At 70.5% G+C, this 16,647-nt stretch carries 15 protein-coding genes; 7 read left to right on the plus strand and 8 right to left on the minus strand.

Annotated features, from left to right (window positions below):
* Positions 1-157 precede the first annotated feature (157 nt).
* Positions 158-1,723 carry a hypothetical protein gene (locus tag ACQPZK_RS31205; RefSeq protein ID WP_433536287.1) on the plus strand — a complete coding sequence of 522 codons (1,566 nt, stop codon included), beginning with the start codon at positions 158-160 and terminating at the stop codon, positions 1,721-1,723.
* 85 nt (positions 1,724-1,808) lie between these two features.
* Here ACQPZK_RS31205 and rplI read toward each other — a convergent pair whose 3' ends face one another.
* From rplI to rpsF, 4 genes are all read right to left on the minus strand, one after another.
* On the minus strand, positions 1,809-2,255 hold the full coding sequence (gene rplI, locus ACQPZK_RS31210) for a 50S ribosomal protein L9 (protein ID WP_007453817.1): 447 nt from the start codon (positions 2,253-2,255) through the stop codon (positions 1,809-1,811).
* A 14-nt stretch (positions 2,256-2,269) separates the two neighbouring features.
* Positions 2,270-2,509 (minus strand): 30S ribosomal protein S18, encoded by a 240-nt coding sequence (rpsR, locus tag ACQPZK_RS31215; RefSeq protein WP_007073789.1) that lies wholly within the window; start codon positions 2,507-2,509, stop codon positions 2,270-2,272.
* A gap of 41 nt (positions 2,510-2,550) precedes the next feature.
* Positions 2,551-3,087, minus strand: a complete 537-nt coding sequence (locus tag ACQPZK_RS31220; protein ID WP_433536288.1) for a single-stranded DNA-binding protein — start codon at positions 3,085-3,087, stop codon at positions 2,551-2,553.
* Between the two features lie 90 nt (positions 3,088-3,177).
* Entirely contained in the window at positions 3,178-3,468 is a 291-nt protein-coding gene (gene rpsF / locus ACQPZK_RS31225) for a 30S ribosomal protein S6 (protein ID WP_007453836.1), read from the minus strand.
* Positions 3,469-4,096: 628 nt separating this feature from the next.
* Here rpsF and ACQPZK_RS31230 point away from each other — a divergent pair.
* Positions 4,097-4,888: a deoxyribonuclease IV gene (locus ACQPZK_RS31230; protein WP_433536289.1), complete on the plus strand. Its 792-nt coding sequence runs from the start codon at positions 4,097-4,099 to the stop codon at positions 4,886-4,888.
* Positions 4,885-7,110, plus strand: coding sequence for a hypothetical protein (locus ACQPZK_RS31235; RefSeq protein ID WP_433536290.1), 2,226 nt, complete (start codon positions 4,885-4,887; stop codon positions 7,108-7,110). The genes ACQPZK_RS31230 and ACQPZK_RS31235 overlap by 4 nt, the downstream gene beginning before the upstream one ends.
* A gap of 127 nt (positions 7,111-7,237) precedes the next feature.
* Here ACQPZK_RS31235 and ACQPZK_RS31240 read toward each other — a convergent pair whose 3' ends face one another.
* The 3 genes from ACQPZK_RS31240 to ACQPZK_RS31250 form a co-directional block, all read right to left on the minus strand.
* On the minus strand, positions 7,238-8,743 hold the full coding sequence (locus tag ACQPZK_RS31240; protein WP_433536291.1) for a glycosyltransferase family 87 protein: 1,506 nt from the start codon (positions 8,741-8,743) through the stop codon (positions 7,238-7,240).
* A gap of 196 nt (positions 8,744-8,939) precedes the next feature.
* A complete protein-coding gene (locus tag ACQPZK_RS31245) occupies positions 8,940-11,750 on the minus strand; it encodes a transglycosylase domain-containing protein (RefSeq protein ID WP_433536292.1) in 2,811 nt (936 codons plus the stop codon).
* A 197-nt stretch (positions 11,751-11,947) separates the two neighbouring features.
* Positions 11,948-12,403, minus strand: a complete 456-nt coding sequence (locus ACQPZK_RS31250; RefSeq protein ID WP_433536293.1) for a DUF5318 domain-containing protein — start codon at positions 12,401-12,403, stop codon at positions 11,948-11,950.
* 175 nt (positions 12,404-12,578) lie between these two features.
* Between ACQPZK_RS31250 and ACQPZK_RS31255 the strand changes: the two genes are divergently transcribed.
* Both ACQPZK_RS31255 and ACQPZK_RS31260 read left to right on the plus strand, forming a co-directional pair.
* Positions 12,579-13,217: a PadR family transcriptional regulator gene (locus tag ACQPZK_RS31255; protein WP_422737532.1), complete on the plus strand. Its 639-nt coding sequence runs from the start codon at positions 12,579-12,581 to the stop codon at positions 13,215-13,217.
* A gap of 23 nt (positions 13,218-13,240) precedes the next feature.
* Positions 13,241-14,320: an inositol-3-phosphate synthase gene (locus ACQPZK_RS31260; RefSeq protein ID WP_355048595.1), complete on the plus strand. Its 1,080-nt coding sequence runs from the start codon at positions 13,241-13,243 to the stop codon at positions 14,318-14,320.
* A 148-nt stretch (positions 14,321-14,468) separates the two neighbouring features.
* Here ACQPZK_RS31260 and ACQPZK_RS31265 read toward each other — a convergent pair whose 3' ends face one another.
* Positions 14,469-14,948, minus strand: coding sequence for a methylated-DNA--[protein]-cysteine S-methyltransferase (locus tag ACQPZK_RS31265; RefSeq protein WP_433536294.1), 480 nt, complete (start codon positions 14,946-14,948; stop codon positions 14,469-14,471).
* A gap of 69 nt (positions 14,949-15,017) precedes the next feature.
* Between ACQPZK_RS31265 and ACQPZK_RS31270 the strand changes: the two genes are divergently transcribed.
* Both ACQPZK_RS31270 and ACQPZK_RS31275 read left to right on the plus strand, forming a co-directional pair.
* Entirely contained in the window at positions 15,018-15,533 is a 516-nt protein-coding gene (locus tag ACQPZK_RS31270; protein WP_433536295.1) for a SigE family RNA polymerase sigma factor, read from the plus strand.
* A complete protein-coding gene (locus ACQPZK_RS31275; RefSeq protein WP_433536296.1) occupies positions 15,530-16,642 on the plus strand; it encodes a TolB family protein in 1,113 nt (370 codons plus the stop codon). Before ACQPZK_RS31270 ends, ACQPZK_RS31275 begins: the two co-directional genes overlap by 4 nt.
* Positions 16,643-16,647 lie beyond the last annotated feature (5 nt).

Raw genomic sequence — 16,647 nt, forward strand, 5'->3', positions numbered from 1 at the left:
GGCCGCAGGGCGTTGACCTGGTGAAATGCGGTCCCCACCCTGTGGAGGAGAATATTTCGGTCGGTTCTTTTACACGATCTTCCCGTACTATCTCCAGCGAACGGCTACACCTGGACAGCGGATCACGCTTTGGGTTCAGAAGGGTCACACTCCGGCCGTGAGTTACCGGGACTGGGGACGCGGGGAGGGCAGCCCGCGGGAGCGTCCGTCAACCGCCTCGTGGGGTCAGCCCGCGCTGCCCGCTGCTCCGGCCGATCCGTACGACGAGGACGGGCGTTACCGCACCTCCAGCCGGCGGCGTGCGCGGGACCGTGGGCAGGACGAACCAGTCGACGCCTACCTGCCGCGGTGGGCGCTGGAATCGGGTGTCCAGCGTGCCGACGGTGGTGGTCGGCACGCCGCACCCGACGAGGACGAGGCCGAGGTCGAGCGCCCGAGTTCGGGTGCCGGTTGGCGCAGTCCCGAGACGACGGGCCGGCGACGGGCCGACGCGAGTGGTTGGCGCGAGCAGCCGGCGATCAGCGCGAGCGCTTGGCGGACACAGCCGGCGATCGGCGCGGGTCCGGATTCGGACCACACCCGGGAGTGGACGCTCGACCGTCCGCAGGAGCAGGGCTATGCGGGCCGTCGACGCGCCGACTCGGCAGAGGAGGAGCCGGTCTCCGGCGCCGCCGCCGACCGTCGTCCCCGTCGCGCGCCGGCCGGTCGTCCCCAGGTGATCTGGTCGGGTGGGGACCTGGAGACCGACTCGCCCGAGGCGGCATCCCGTCCGGAGGTGAGCCGACCGACGCGGCGCAGCCGGCGCGCGGCGGAGGAGTCTTGGACGCGTCCGGCGGTCGACCCGTGGGAGCGCGGGGCGGGGCGGACGGCCGAGCCTGACCCGCCGTACGCGCCCGCCGTGGATCCGTGGGACGCCTCGGGTGTCCAGGCCTGGCCAACCCCCGGCTCGGACACCACGGACCTGAGCGAGCAGTGGTCCCAGGGGGAGAGTGTCGGTGGTTGGGAGCGGTCGGACCGCACCGGCCAGTGGGAGCGGTCCGCGGTCGAGGACGACCAGTGGGACCGGACGCTGCCGCCCCGCTCGGACCGCCTGACCGAGGGATGGCCGAGTCGGGACAGCGGCTTCTGGTCGGGTACGCGGTTGTCCGGTGACGATCCGCGCTGGATGGACACGACGACGACGTCGGCGCCTCGGTCGCCGGTGGTGGGTTACACCGCCCCGCGGCCGCGCAGCGCGCCCGTACCCCCTCCGGTTGCGCCCCGGCGGCGGGCGGACCGCTCGCCGGTCGGTACGGCGTCGGTGCGGCGGCGGGTCGAGTCGGTGGCCACGGGCGGTTGGGCGCGTCGTCTGGAGGACGACCTGCTCGATCCGGATCCCGGCGGGTCCGTCCGACCGCTGCTCTACACCACCGCCTGCTACCTGGTGCCGGCGATGCTGATCTTCGCGTGGTTGCTGACGCTGGACGCGCAGGCGCCCGCCGGGTGTGTCACGGACATCAGTGGGGGTGGCTGCGACTCGGCACGGTCACGCGCGCTGGAGTCGTTGCTCGCCGGCTCGCCGCGTTTCGGGTTGGCGCTGGTGAGCAGCCTGGTGGTGGCGGCGCTGCTGCGGCGGGTCGGCACGACGTGGCGGTCGGCGACGATCGCGCTCGCCGCCGCGGTGGTCGGCGGTGGTCTCTCCACGGTGTTGATCAGCGCGGTGACGGGCCAGCCGATCGGGTGAGGCGGGCGGGGTCACGCCTGGCGCATGCGCGAGGGCCCGCACCGAGCGATCGGTGCGGGCCCTCGTCGTGTGGTGCGGCGGGTCGTCAGCCCTGAACGACGTTCAGGTTGAACGACGCGGTGACCTCGGGGTGCAGCTTGATCTTCACCGGGTAGGTGCCGGTCGACTTGATGTGACCGGGCACCTCCAGCCGGCGACGGTCCAGGACCGGACCGCCGGCGCCCTTGACGGCGTCGACGATCTCGGCCGAGGTGACCGAGCCGAAGAGCCGCCCGCCGTCGCCGGCACGGGCCTTCAGGTTGACCTTGAGACCCTCGAGCTGGCCCTTGACCTCGTTGGCGTGGTCGAGGTCGCGGATCTCGCGGGCCGAGCGGGCCCGCTTGATGACCGTGACCTGCTTTTCCGCGCCCTTGGTCCAGGCGATCGCGAAGCCCTGCGGCAGCAGGTAGTTACGGCCGAAGCCGTCCTTGACCTCGACGATGTCGCCCGGGGCACCGAGGCCGGACACTTCCTGAGTCAGGATGATCTTCATATCGGTGCCTCCTCTCAGCGGGCCGTGGCGGTGTACGGCAGGAGCGCCATCTCGCGGGCGTTCTTGACCGCGCGGGCGATCTGCCGCTGCTGCTGCGAGGTCACGCCGGTGACCCGCCGAGCGCGGATCTTGCCGCGGTCGGAGATGAACTTGCGCAGCAGCGCCGTGTCCTTGTAATCGATGTAGGTGATCCCGTCCTTGTCGAGCGGGTTCACCTTCTTCTTCGGCTTGCGAAGTGCCGCAGCCTTGGCCATTGACCTTGCTCCTGGTTTGCGATCGCGGGCGCTCGGCGCCATTAGAACGGAGGCTCCTCGTCGAAGTTGCCGCCCGAACCGGCACGCGCGGGAGAGGGTGCGGCCGAAGCCCAGGGGTCGTCGAAGTTGCCTCCGCCGCCACCCTGGCCACCACCACCGCCGCCACCACCGAAGCCGCCGCCACCGCCACCGGAGCGGGACATCTTCTGCACCTTCGCCGTGGCGTAGCGCAGCGACGGGCCGATCTCGTCGACCTCGAGCTCGATGACGGTGCGCTTCTCACCCTCGCGGGTCTCGTACGACCGCTGACGCAGCCGACCCGAGACGATCACCCGAGCGCCGCGCTGCAGCGACTCGGCGACGTGCTCGGCGGCCTGCCGCCAGACGGTGCAGGCGAGGAACAGCGGCTCGCCGTCCTTCCACTCGCCCGACGCCTTGTCCATGAATCGGGGCGTCGAGGCGACACGGAACTTGGCGACCGCAGCCCCGGAGGGGGTGAACCGCAACTCGGGGTCATCGGTCAGATTGCCGATGACCGTGATGGTGGTGTCTCCTGCCATGACCATCTCCTCGCGCACTCAGCGTCTCGTCGTACAGGCTCTCAGAGCCGTACGACAGAGTCGCGGAGGCTGATCCGGGCGAACCGGGTTGAATGCCGGACTGAATGCTTAGCGCATCTCCGGCCGGATGACCTTGGTGCGCAGCACGGACTCGTTCAGGCGGAGCTGACGGTCCAGCTCGGCCACGGCAGCAGGCGTAGCCTGCAGGTCGACGACGGCGTAGATGCCCTCGGCCTTTTTGTTGATCTCGAACGCGAGGCGCCGGCGGCCCCACACGTCCGTCTTCTCAACCGAGCCACCCGCGGTCCGAATCACGTTCAGGTACGTGTCGAGCGACGGGGCGACGGTGCGCTCCTCGAGGCTGGGGTCGAGGATCACCATGATCTCGTAGTGACGCAAGACGTGCTCACCTCCTGTGGGCTAAGCGGCCACGGTCCTTCCGTGGCAGGAGGTCGTGCGTCGCTGCCCGCACGTGCCGGGGGAACCCGACCGGACGCGGACAACCTGACCAGGATACCCGGTCCGGACGATCATGCCCGGGGTGGTCGGGTCGGCACCCCGGGCATGCCGACGGGGGCCCGCCACCCGACCGTCACTGGTCGGTGCGAGCCCCCGTCAACGAGGCCGCGGAGCGTCCCGTCCGCATTCCTTGGGTGGGACCTGGGGAGGAACGACCACACCGATGAGGTTGGACCGGAGACGCCCCGCGGAGCTTTATCGTGTTGTTATCTGACGATACAACGGCTCTCGTCCGGTGTAGGGGTAAAAGGCAGAAATTTCCGAGATTCTGCGGCTGTGCCTGTCTGGCGCGACGACGGGTCTCCCCCCGCGACGCCGGGCCGCGACGCGGGGGTGACCTCGCTGTCGGGCCGACGAACACCCGATGGTCGTACCGGGTGCGCCGTCGCGCCCAGCCCACGGCCCGCTCGTCGGATCCCATCCCCTCAACGATCGTCTGACGGCCGGAGTGACGACATCGCGCCGGCCGTCACCGCGCCCGTCGGGGTCCCGACGTAGGCTCGCTGCCATGCGTATCGGAGCCCACGTCGATTCGACCGACCCGCTGGCGGAGGCAGCCGCACGGTCCGCCGACACCGTGCAGTTCTTCCTTTCCGACCCGCAGGGATGGAAGGCACCAAAGCCTCGAGAGGACGCCGAGCGGCTGCGTGCCGCCGAGGTCGACCTCTACGTGCACGCGCCGTACGTCATCAACGTGGCCACCCTCAACAACCGCATCCGGATCCCCAGTCGCAAGCTGCTGCTCGGGCACGCGACCGCGGCGGCCGAGATCGGCGCGAAGGGCCTGATCGTCCACGGTGGGCACGTCAATGCCGGGGACGACCTGGCGGTCGGCTTCGACAACTGGCGCAAGACCTTCGCGTACGCGGCCGACTCCGGCGGGTTCGGCGTGCCGGTCCTCATCGAGAACACGGCCGGCGGCGACAACGCGTGCGCCCGCCGGCTGGACGCGCTGGCCCGGCTCTGGGACGCGGTCGGCGACCACGAGGTCGGCTTCTGCCTGGACACCTGCCACGCGTACGCCGGGGGCGAGGAACTGCTCGGCCTCGTCGACCGCGTCAAGGCGATCACCGGCCGGATCGATCTGGTGCACGCCAACAACTCCAAGGGCGCGTTCAACTCCGGCCAGGACCGGCACGACAACCTCGACGGCGGGACGATCGACCCGGAGCTGGTGGTCGCAGTGATCCGCGCCGCCGGGGCGCCGGTGGTCGTCGAGACGCCGGGCGGCGTCGCGGGCCAGGCCGCCGACATCGACTTCCTGCGCCAGCAGCTCCCGACGGAGCGCCCGGCAGCATGACGACCGGACAGTCCAAGTCGGGGAAGGCGCGGCCCACGTCCACCGGCGACGACCCCATCCGACCAGCCGCGCCACCCACCGGTGGTGCCCCCGCCGCCCCGGCCGCCACCACCACGAGCGCGACGACCCGGAAGGACGCGGCGCGGAGGAAGGCCCGCAAGAACGCCAGTACGGCCGCGAACGGCGCCGGCGACGAGCAGGCCGGCACGGACAGCGCCAGCACGCCCGCGAACGACGCCGCCGCCACGAACGGTCGTGCGAAGAAAGACGCGGAGAAGACCGACACGGCCAGGAGCGGCGGTACGACGAACGACGGCGACAAGAAGGCCGACGCCGCCGAGGTTGCGGCGGGCGGCACCGCCAAGGACGCCGCGGGCGGCACCGCCAAGGACGCCGAGTCGACCGTGAGCGCGAAGGCGACCGACGGCGGCGAGGGGCAGCCGGTCGAGCCCGACCGCTGGGAGGCGTTCGCCTCGGCGCCGGAGCCCCGGCCCAGTTGGCTCACCCGGTCTGCCCGCCCGGTGGGCCGGTCCCTGGTCCACGAGTGGACCCTGGCGGCCCTCGCCTCGTTGGCGCTGGCCGTGCTGATGACCTGGCCGACGCTGCGTTACCCGCGCTACACCCTGCCGCAGGACACCTGGGATCCGAGCCTCCAGGCATGGCAGATGGCATGGTCCGGCCACATCCTGCTGGCCGATCCGGCCCGCCTGTGGCAGTCGAACACGTTCTTCCCGGAGCTGTGGAGCTTCGCGTTCTCGGACACGCTGCTCGGTTACGCCCCGGCCGGGATGCTCGGAAGCGGCCCCGAGGACGCGGTCCTGCGCTACAACATCATGTTCGTGCTGGCGCACGCGCTCGCCACCCTCGGGGGGTACGCCCTGGCCCGGCAGCTCGGCGCAGGTCGGATCGGCGCCGCCGTCGCCGGGGTCGGCTACGCCTACGCGCCGTGGCTGCTCGCCCAGGCCGGGCACCTGCACGTGCTGTCCAACGGTGGCATCCCGCTGGCCCTGGCGATGCTCGCGCGGGGGCACGGCTGGTCGCTGCGGCACGGCTACCGGCCCGAACGGCGACACGACGGCTGGGTGTACGCCGGCTGGCTGGTGGCGGCCTGGCAGATCAGCCTCGGCTTCGGCATCGGCCTGCCGTTCGCGTACTTCCTGGCCGTCGCCGCGCTGGTCGCCGCCGCGCTGTTCGCAGTGCAGTGGCTGCGGTCCGGTCGTACCCTGCCGTTCGGCCGTCGACTGCTCGTGGCCGACCTGGTCGGCGGGGTGTTCTTCGCCGGGGTGGGCGCGCTGATGGCGCTCCCGTACTTCCAGGTGACCGAACTGCACCCGTACGCCGAGCGGACCGTCGGCGACATCGCCATCTTCTCGCCGCCGGCGTCCGGCTTCGTCACCGCGCCCGCCGAGTCGCGGATCTGGGGTGGATTGCACGAGGGTGCCCGCGCGACGCTGTCCTTCCCTGCGGAGATGACGCTGCTGCCGGGGTTCGTGCTCTACGCGCTGGCGTTCGGCGGGCTCTTCTTCTCGGTCTGGCGGCTGCGGCACCGGCTGTTCCTGCTCGCCGGTGTGCTGGTCACGATGGTGCTCGCGATGGGCACCCGCTTCTTCGACGGCACCTTCACCTACGTGCCGCTGTTCGAGCACGCGCCGGGCTGGAACGCGCTGCGTACCCCCGGGCGGTTGATGCTCTGGATCACGTTGCTGCTCGCGCTGCTCGCGGCGGGCGCGGTCACCGCCCTCACCGACCGGGTCCGTGAGCTGGCCGCGCAGCGGGTTCCGTCCTGGCCCGGGCCGTGGCTGCGGATCGCCACGCTGCTGCCGCTGCTGCTGGTCGCCGTCGAAGGGTTGAACGCGACCCCGCATCCGGTGGTGCCGAAGCAGCCCGCCGCGATGCGCTCGGCGGAGGGCCCGCTGCTTGTTCTCCCCAGCGACCAGGGCCTCGACCAGCACGTGATGCTGTGGTCGACGAGCGGATTCCCCGACGTGGCGAACGGCGGCAGCGGCTTCACGCCCCGGCAGCTCGACGATCTCCGCCGGGCCAGCCAGTCGTTCCCCGACCGGAACAGCGTCAACTACCTGCGGACGTACGGCGTGCGGACCGTGGTGCTGCTGCGCGACGAGGTGCCCGGCACGCCCTGGGAGATCACCATCGACGCGCCGGTCGAGTCGCTCGACATCACGCGCCAGGAGATCGGCGACGCCGTGGTGTATCGGCTCTGACGTGCTCGCCTCTCGGGCGGTTTGCGGGGGGAGCCCGCCCGGCTCCGGGCGGTCAGGCTTGATCCCTGCGCCGGGCGGGCTCCCCCCGCAAACCTGACGTGGGTACGGCGCGTCCGTTCCTCAGGGATCAAACGGGCTCGGGTTCGGGCTCGGGTTCGGGCTTGGTCGCGGGTCGTCGCCAGCGGTCCAGCCAGGGTGCGTCCGGTGCGCCGTCCAGGACGCCGCCGTCCGGGTCGTCGGCGTAGGTGGCGCGTACCGCGTCCTGCTCCGGGTGCAGGATCTCCCGGACGACGAACACGCACAGGATCACCACGGTCGTCAGCCGCAGCGTCGAGGCGAGCACGAACACCCCTTCGGGGAAGACGGGACGACTGGTCGCCGCACCCAGCAGCTCACCGTAGAAGGCCACGAAGTAGCAGACCTCGGCGAGTTGCCAGGCCAGGAAGGCGCCCCACTTCGGTCGAGCCAGCACCACCAGCGGCAGCATCCAGAGCACGAACTGCTGGGACCAGACCTTGCTGAAGATGAGGAACGCGGCGACCACCAGGAAGGCGAGCTGGGCGAGCCGCGGCCGGCGCGGGGCGCGCAACGCCAGCACGGCCACGCCGATGCAGGCCAGCCCGAACAGGGCGTACGAGATGGTGTTGAGGGTCGGGATGTTGGTGTTCAACCATTCGAACGGGCCCTGCTGGCCGGGGTCGTTGCCGACCTTGCCGTCGAGGTAGCGCCCGATGTACCAGAGCGTGCCCCAGTCGATCGGCCGGGTGGTGTTCAGCTCGAAGAACCGGCCCCAGTTGTCCGGGTTGGCCCGGTAGGCGGGCAGGTTCACCAGCACCACGGCCACCACCGCCGCGCCGAGCGCGGTGAGCGCGGCGCGGAGCCGGTTGGCCCGCAGCGCCAGGACGAGGATCGGCCCCAGCAGGAACAGCGGCCAGAGTTTCGCCGCGCCCGCCAGCCCGAGCAGGACACCGGCCGCCGCCGGTTGTCGCCGGGCCCACGCCAGCAGACCGAACGCCGCCAACCCGATGGCGAGCAGGTCCCAGTTGACGGTCGCGGTGAGCAGCAGCGCCGGGGCGAGCGCGAACAACGCGGCGTCCCAGGGTCGTCGGCGGCGCAACGTGAGGATCACCGCGACGGTGGCCACGGCGAGCGCGCCCAGTACGAGCGCGTTGAGGTTGTAGAACCACTGACCCTGGTTGATGCTCGGGTCGCCGTCGCCGATCGCGTGCACCGGCAGACCGAGGGCGCCCATGAAGTAGCCGGTGAGCACCGGGTACTCGACCGGGTGGTCCCGGTAGGGCACCTTGCCCTCGTTGAGGCCCTCGGCGTAGTAGAGAGCGAGGACGTCCGTGTAGCAGAACCGGGTGTACTGGACGTTGTTCTGCCAGGCGCCGTCCTGGCACGGGGATTTCTGCACCCAGTGCAGCGCGAGCGTGAGGCAGGCCAGCGCCAGGACGATCCGGACGGCGGTCCAGAATCGGCGTTCCTGCCCGGCCGGCCGGTCCAGTGCCGTCGCGTGGTCGCCCAGCGGCCCGCCGATGGCGCCGGAGAGGCCGCGGACGAACCCGTCGGAGCGGGACGGGTGGTCGGTGGTTCCGGCGTCGTCGATGCCGGGCGTCGACTGGGTGCTCATAGAGAGGCATCCTGCCGTACTCGCAGCGGTGCGTCATGTACTCGTGTGCCCGCCGGGGTCACAACCCGCACGGTCGACAAGCGACGACCACCCGGTGCCACTACGTCAACCGCCGGCCGGACAGGTCGTCCGGCCGGCGGCGGCGTGTGCGCTGTGGCTCGTGTTCCAGGGTGCTCAGTGGCAGGTCGGGTGGCGGTTAACCGTTCGGACCGCCGCCGGGCCCACCGGGACCGCCCGGCCCACCCGGGTTGTTACCTCCGGGGTTGCCGTCGTTCCGGGGGCAGAACGGATTGGTCAACGGGTCACACGGCTGCCCTGGCTGCCCTGGCTGCCCTGGCTGTCCCGGCTGTCCCGGAACCGGCGGTGGCGCGGCCGGCTCCTTGCCGTTGCCCTTGGTGATGTCGCCCTCACCGGTGACGGTGGGCAGGGGGATCTCCTCCTGACCCTTCAGGGCGGTGTTCATGTACTTTTCCCAGATCGGGCCGGGGAGGGTCGAGCCGCCGATGGGCTTACCGCTCGCGAGGCGGATCTGGGGCTTCTTGATATCCCGGCTGCCCACCCAGACGGCCGTGGCGATCTGCGGGGTGTAGCCGACCGTCCAGGCGTGCGCGTTGTCCGTGCTGTTGTACTCCCAGGTGCCCGTCTTGGCGGCGGCCTGGCGGCCGTCCTCCAGCGAGAGCTTGTTGGGAGCGGGAATCTGCTTCAGGACCGCGGTGACCTCGTCGGTGACCTTCTTGTCGATCCGCTGCTCCGGCTTGATGCGCTCGCTGCCGACGACCTTCCACTTACCGGTGTCCTTGTCCTGCTGCTCCACCTTGATGACGAAGTGCGCCTTGATGTACTTGCCGTCGTTGGCGAACGTCGCCATCGCGTTCGCGTGGTCGAACACGGTGAGCGGGTACTTGCCGAAACCGGTGTAGTTGTCGAACGGGTTCGGCCCCTTCTTCGACAGGTCGAACGCCTGCGGCGGGTCGACTCCCCACATGGTGGTCACGCCGGCCTTGTGGGCCATGTCGACCACCTTCTCGGCGCCGATCTCCTTGGTGACCCAGTAGAACGGCACGTTGTACGACTGGATCGTCGACTCTTCGAGAGTGCAGTACTTGCCGCACTTGAGGTTGGTCCGACCGGCGTTACCGATCGCGACCTTGGAACCCTCGGGCTTGTACGGCGTGGGGTCCCAGTGCGACTTCACCGAGATGCCCGCTTCGATCGCGGCGGCCAGGGTGTACACCTTCATCGACGAGCCTGGCGCGTGACCACCGGTCAGGTCGCCGTTCTTGTCGGTGTTCTTGCCGGCGTAGTCGAAGTCGGCGCCACTGTCACCGCCGTAGTAGGCGAGCACGCGGCCCTTCTTCGGGTCGATCGAGACAACGGCCGCCATCAGGTTCTTGGGCTGGTCGTTGAGCTCCGAGCCCTTTTTGGACTGCATGGCGACGTTCTCGGCGGCCGTCTGGAGCTTCGGGTCGATGGTCGTGGTGATCCGGTAGCCGCCGTCACGCAGCGCGTCGACACAGCTCGTCTTGCCGTCCGCGCCGCTGTCGGAGCAGAGGCCCATCGCGTCCATCTCCTGACGGACGTAGTTGATGACGTTGCCCCGGGGGCTGTCGACGCCGAAGCCGTTGCCGCCCTTCTTCGGCGGCAGCACCTTCGGGTACGCGACCGGGGCGGCGGGGTCCAGCCACTTCTCCTTCTTCATCCCGTCGATCACGTAGTCCCACCGGGTCTTCGCGTCGGTCGGGTTGACCGCCGGGTCGTAACCCTTGTGGGTGTCGGTCGCCACCGGCTGCTTGATCAGCGCGGCCAGGACCGCGCCCTCCGCGGGGGTCAGCTTGATCGCCGACTTGCCGAAGTACGTCTGTGCCGCCGCCTCGATGCCGTACGCGCCACGTCCGAAGTAGATGACGTTGAGGTAGTGCTGCATGATCTCCGGCTTGCTGTACGCGTCGTTCAGCTTGGAGGCGAGGATGGCCTCCTTGACCTTGCGGCCGTACGTGTCGTCCTGGAGATTCTCGAACGCGTTGCGGGCGTACTGCTGGGTGATCGTCGACGCGCCCTGCTTGTCACCGTTGGAGACGTTGTTCCACGCGGCCCGCACGATGCCCTTGTAGTCGACGCCCGAGTGCCGGTAGAAGTTCCGGTCCTCGGCTGCCGCCACCGCGTGCTGCACGTGCTCCGGAATCTGGTTGATGGTGACGAAGGTGCGGTTCTCGCTGCCCAGCCTGGCGAGCGTCGTCTTGCCGTCCTTGGCGTACACGGTGGTGGACAGCGGCAGCGGCAGTTCCTCGGGCATGACCACGTTTGTCGAGTAGTAGGTGAACCCCACCACGCCGACACCGGCGAGCATGATGAAGACGGCGAACCCGGCGATGAGCAGGTTCATCCGCTTGCGCTTCTTGGCCCGCGCCGCCGCGGCCGGGTCACCCGCGCCGCGACCGCCCCGGCCACCACGACCGGGTCCGCCCGGTCCGCCCGGGCCACCGGGACCACCTGGGCCGCCGGACACCGGGGAGACGCTCGCCCGGGCGACCGCGGCACGGCCACCCACCGAGGCGGAGCCGACGCTGGCTCGGCCCGCTGAGGCGGCGCCGACGGCGGCGGCGCCCACCCGGGCCCGACCGGCGGGCGCTCCCGGTGCCGGAGACACCGGAACAGACGCCCGACCGGCACCGGCACGGCCCGCAGCCGCACCCGGCGCCGGCGACACGGGCACCGAGGCTCGACCGCTGCGCCCGGGCGTCGCCGGGCCCACGGATGCGGATCCGGCGGCAGCGCCGGGCGGGGGCACGGAGGCCGAGCCGCCGACCGACGCACGACCGCCGGCGGCTCTCGGTGTCACCGAGGCCCGGCCGGGAGGCGCTGCGGGCTCCGCGGAGGACCAGCCGCCCGCGCGGGAGTCACCGCCGGGTCTGCGGTACGCGTCGTCCGCGCCCGGTCCGGGGTCACCGTCCGGGCCCGGGTACTGGGCCCGACCGCGCGCGGAGCTGGGATCGCCGTACGAGTTCATTCTTCACACCCTGCCGGTCGCGGTGGGGCGCGACAGCGCCGCCACCGGGTTGCCGTGAGTTGCTTCACCCGGACCGCCGGCACGAGGGTGCCGGTTCGCCAGGGTCATTGCCGAATCAATCGGGCTAATCGGACCAACGAGTGGTCGGCCGTCCCGGGTCATGTCCCCAGCCCCGGAGCCGGTCCAACTCGCTGAGATCACCGTTGCGCCTCTCGCCTCCGCCGACCCACGCCCTCGGCGGCCGCAGTGTCCTGCTCGTCAGCGCCAACACCGTCGCCGTCGCCGGTGAGACCGTCCCGACCGAGCAGGTACTGCTCGACGAGATGGTTCCAGTCACAGCCGAGGCACACCTCCACCACGAAGACCTGGAACTCACGTAGCGTCATCGCCAGCACGGGCAACTCGGCCAGTGTCCGGGCCTGTCCGGCGGACTGCTTGAGTTCGTCCCCGTAAATGTAGTGGACCAGCGTCAGATTCTCGCTGCGACAGATGGGGCAGCGCAGCTCCGTCGGCTCGCCGTGGAACCGCGCAGCGTTCTTCAGGTACGGCGACGCGTCACACACGTCGTACGTACCGATGCGGCTGGCCATCAGCTCACGCAGCACTGCTCGCTTCTGAAGCGAGTAGTCGACGATCTGGCGCTGCGTACGCATGCGGTGAAGGGTACGCGGTCCGGCTCGACGAGGCGACCACGGTCACGATGCGTGACGACAACATCCCGGAACGGGGGTTTGCCCTGGCCGGCAGCAGCCGCTAACGTGCGATGTATCGGTCCGATACATCGCGGCGGTTACCGCTCCGCGTCGGAGGGTAAAGAGAGGGTGGCTCGTGCTCGAATTCGCCATCCTCGGCCTCCTGCAGGAGTCTCCGATGCACGGCTATGAGCTGCGCAAGGAGCTGACCGCCAAACTCGGCGCGATCCGGGCGGCGATCAGCTACGGCTCGCTCTACCCGACCCTGCGCAGGTTGCAGGCGGCGGGCTGGATCACCGAAGCCGCCGAGACACCCGCCACCGCCGAGGAGGTTCCCGCGCTGACCAGCCGACGAGGTCGGGTGGTCTACAAAATCACCGCGGAGGGCAAGGAACGCTTCGCCCAGCTCATCGCACAGGCCGGGCCCGAGACGTACGACGACACGGGTTTCGGTGTGCACTTCGCGTTCTTCGCCCGGACCGACCAGGCGACCCGCCTGCGCATCTTGGAGGGTCGCCGCCGCAAGATCGAGGAACGTCGTGAAGGCCTTCGCGACGTGCTGGGCCGGGCGGCCGAGCGCCTCGACGCTTACACCTTGGAACTGCAGCGCCACGGCCTGGACGCCTGTGAGCGTGAGGTCCGCTGGCTGGAGGAGCTCATCGCAAACGAGCGCTCCGGCCGAGCCCCGACGGTCCCGCACCCAGGGACAGCCGGTGGCCGACGAGAAGACAACAGCCCGCCTCCGCCTGGAGAGACCAGGAAAGAGCGGCCGTGACAGAAAAGAAGGAGGCAGACGCTATGGGCTCCGTCCGCGTCGCCATCGTCGGTGTGGGTAACTGCGCCTCGTCCCTGGTTCAGGGCGTCGAGTACTACCGCAACGCCGACCCGAACGACCGCGTCCCGGGTCTCATGCACGTCACCTTCGGCGACTACCACGTCTCTGACGTTCAGTTCGTCGCGGCGTTCGACGTCGACGCCAAGAAGGTGGGCATGGACCTCGCGGAGGCGATCGTCGCCAGCGAGAACAACACCATCAAGCTCTGTGACGTGCCGCCGACCGGCGTGTCCGTGCAGCGCGGCCCGACCTTCGACGGTCTGGGCCAGTACTACCGCGAGATCGTCGAGGAGTCCGACGCCACCCCGGTCGACGTGGCCCAGGCGCTGCGCGACGCGCAGGTCGACGTCGTCGTCTCCTACCTGCCGGTCGGCTCCGAGCAGGCCGACAAGTTCTACGCCCAGGCCGCGATCGACGCCGGTTGCGCGTTCGTCAACGCCCTGCCGGTCTTCATCGCCTCCGACCCCGAGTGGGCGCAGAAGTTCACCGACGCGGGCCTGCCGATCGTCGGCGACGACATCAAGAGCCAGGTCGGCGCCACCATCGTGCACCGCGCGCTCGCGAAGCTCTTCGAGGACCGCGGTGTCGAGCTGCTGCGCACGTACCAGCTCAACTTCGGCGGCAACATGGACTTCATGAACATGCTGGAGCGCAACCGCCTGGTCTCGAAGAAGATCTCGAAGACCCAGTCGGTCACCTCGCAGATCCCGCACGAGATGAGCAAGAGCGACGTGCACATCGGCCCGTCGGACCACGTGCCGTGGTTGGACGACCGCAAGTGGGCGTACATCCGCCTGGAGGGCCGCTCCTTCGGCGACACCCCGCTCAACGCGGAGCTGAAGCTCGAGGTGTGGGACTCGCCGAACTCGGCCGGTGTCATCATCGACGCCGTCCGGGCCGCGAAGATCGCGCTGGACCGCAAGATCGGTGGCCCGATCCTGTCGGCCTCGTCGTACTTCATGAAGTCCCCGCCGGTGCAGTACGCCGACCACGACGCCCACCAGGCCGTCGAGGAGTTCATCGCCGGCGAGGTCGAGCGCTGACCCGCTGAACAACCAGCACGGCCGAGGGCCGGGTCCTACGGGACCCGGCCCTCGCCGCGTTCGGGCACCGAAGGTGCGGCGATCGGTGGCAGCTCAGCCGCGCGGGCGCTCGGCGCGCCAAGTCGCTCGGCAGCCAACGATCAGCAGGTCAGGACCAGGCCCGCCGCAGGGCGACGCCCGCCTCCAGCTCCAGCAACGTGACCTTGCGCGGCAGACCGCCGCCGAAGCCGACCAGTTTGCCGCCCGCGCCGACGATCCGGTGGCACGGCACGACCACGGGGATGGGGTTGCGGTTGCAGGCCACCCCCACCGCGCGCGCCGCGCCCGGATCACCGACCAGCCGCGCCACCTCGCCGTACGTGAGCGTCTCGCCGTACGGAATGCGGGTCATCTCCCGCCACACCGCCCGCTCGAACTCGGAGCCGCGCGGGGCCGAGACGGGAACCGTGAACGCGGTCAGCTCACCGGCGAAGTACGCCCGCAGCTCGGCCACGACCTGCCGGGACAACGGATCAGCAGGCTCGTCGGCGGCCCCGTCCACCCGACCGAAGTGTGCCCCGCACACACTCGTGTCGTCGGTGGCCACGGAGAACTCCCCGATCGGCGAGTCGAGCACAGTCCAGCGCATGTCGCCATTGTCCCGCGCGGCGAGGCAAAGTTTCGCCGTCGCCCGGCGTCTGAACTACGGAGGTGGGCGGTGGCGGATGTCGACGGGGAGTTCACCACATTCGTTCAGGAGCGGGGTGCCGCCCTGCTGCGCGTCGCGTACGTGCTGGCCGGGAACCAGCACGCGGCGGAGGACCTGCTGCAGAACGCGCTGGCCAAGGCGTACGCCCGCTGGCCGCGGATCAGGGGTGACGCCGAGCCGTACGTGAAACGCATCCTCTACCACGACCAGGTCTCCAGCTGGCGACGACGAGCGCGGCGCACCGAGGTGCCCGTGGCGGAGGTGCCGGAACGGGCGGCGGACGACGACCGCCGCGAGACCGATCTGCGTCTGCTGCTGCTGGAGGCTCTGCGGGCGCTGCCGCCACGGCAGCGGGCCGTGCTGACCCTGCGCTACCTGGAGGACCTGAGCGTCGAGCAGACCGCGACGCTGCTCGGCTGTCGAGCCGGCACGGTCGCCAGCCAGAGCGCCAAGGCACTGGCACGGCTCCGCGGCCTGGTGCCGGGGCTGGACGAGTTGACCACCGGCCCGGGGGTGACGCGTTGACCACGCATCTGGACGACATGCTTCGCCGGGCCGTACGCGACCTCGCCGACGGCGCCGCGCCCGCTCCCGGGCTCGCCGACCGGGCGCTCGGCCAGGGTCGCCGGCTGCGCCGTCAGCGACGCCTGACCGTCGGCGGCGCGGCGATGGTCGCGGTCGTCACGGCGGTTGTGCCATTCGTGCTGCTCCGGCCCCGACCGGCCGCACCCCCGACGACGCCGCCCGCAACCGCGACTCCGTCGCCGTCGATGACGTCGTCGCCGTCGATCCGGCCCACGCCCGGCGCGAACTGGACCGCCGCACCGCTGGTGCTGCCCGGTAACTGGGTGGTGACCCGGGCACAGTTCGCCGGCGGGTCGGGCAGCGGATTCCTGCTGGACCGCAGCCGGGGCCGCTATGTGCCGACCGACCGCTACGACGCCATCTTCCCAGCACCGACCGGGTCTCTGGTGGCGGTCATCGAGGAGGACCGTCCACGCGAGGTCGGTCTCGTCGACCTGGACACGGGGAAGACCCGCTGGCACGAGGTTGGCCGTGCGTTGAGCCGCCCGACCTGGTCACCGGATGGTCGACGCCTGCTTTTCACCACCACTGCGCTGGATCACTTCGGCTTCGTCGTGGTCGAGCGGGACGGCACGAAGCGTACGCACCAGGTGTCCCGCAAGGATTACCTCTGCACCGACCAGTGCTCCTTCGTCTGGACCCGGAACGGCCGGGAGGTGGCGCTGCCGCAGACCGCCCAGGGCAGGCCACGGTCCGAGTCGGTCCGGCACCCTCGGAGTGGCGTGCAGATGTTCTCCGCCGACGACGGACGACCAACCCGCTCGGAGCCGCTACCCGGCGATCCCGCCGGGCCGTGGGCCTGGTCGTCGGACGGCCGCCTGGTCGTCGTCCAGGGCCAGCACGAACCGTTGCTGGTGGAGGCGGCCAGCGGGCGGGTGGTCAACCCGTTGCCGAGCGCCGACGCCACGTGGGTCGACGACGACCTGCTGCTCTACCGGGAGCCGTACCAGGGTGACTTCGTGCTCGCCGACACGACCGGGCACGAACTCGTCCGCCAGCCACTGCCCGCACAGCTGTCCGAGTTGGAGATCAGCGTGGCGCCCCGTTGAGCCGT

The organism is Micromonospora sp. CA-249363 (assembly GCF_050950185.1).
In the GTDB taxonomy this organism is placed as follows: domain Bacteria; phylum Actinomycetota; class Actinomycetes; order Mycobacteriales; family Micromonosporaceae; genus Micromonospora.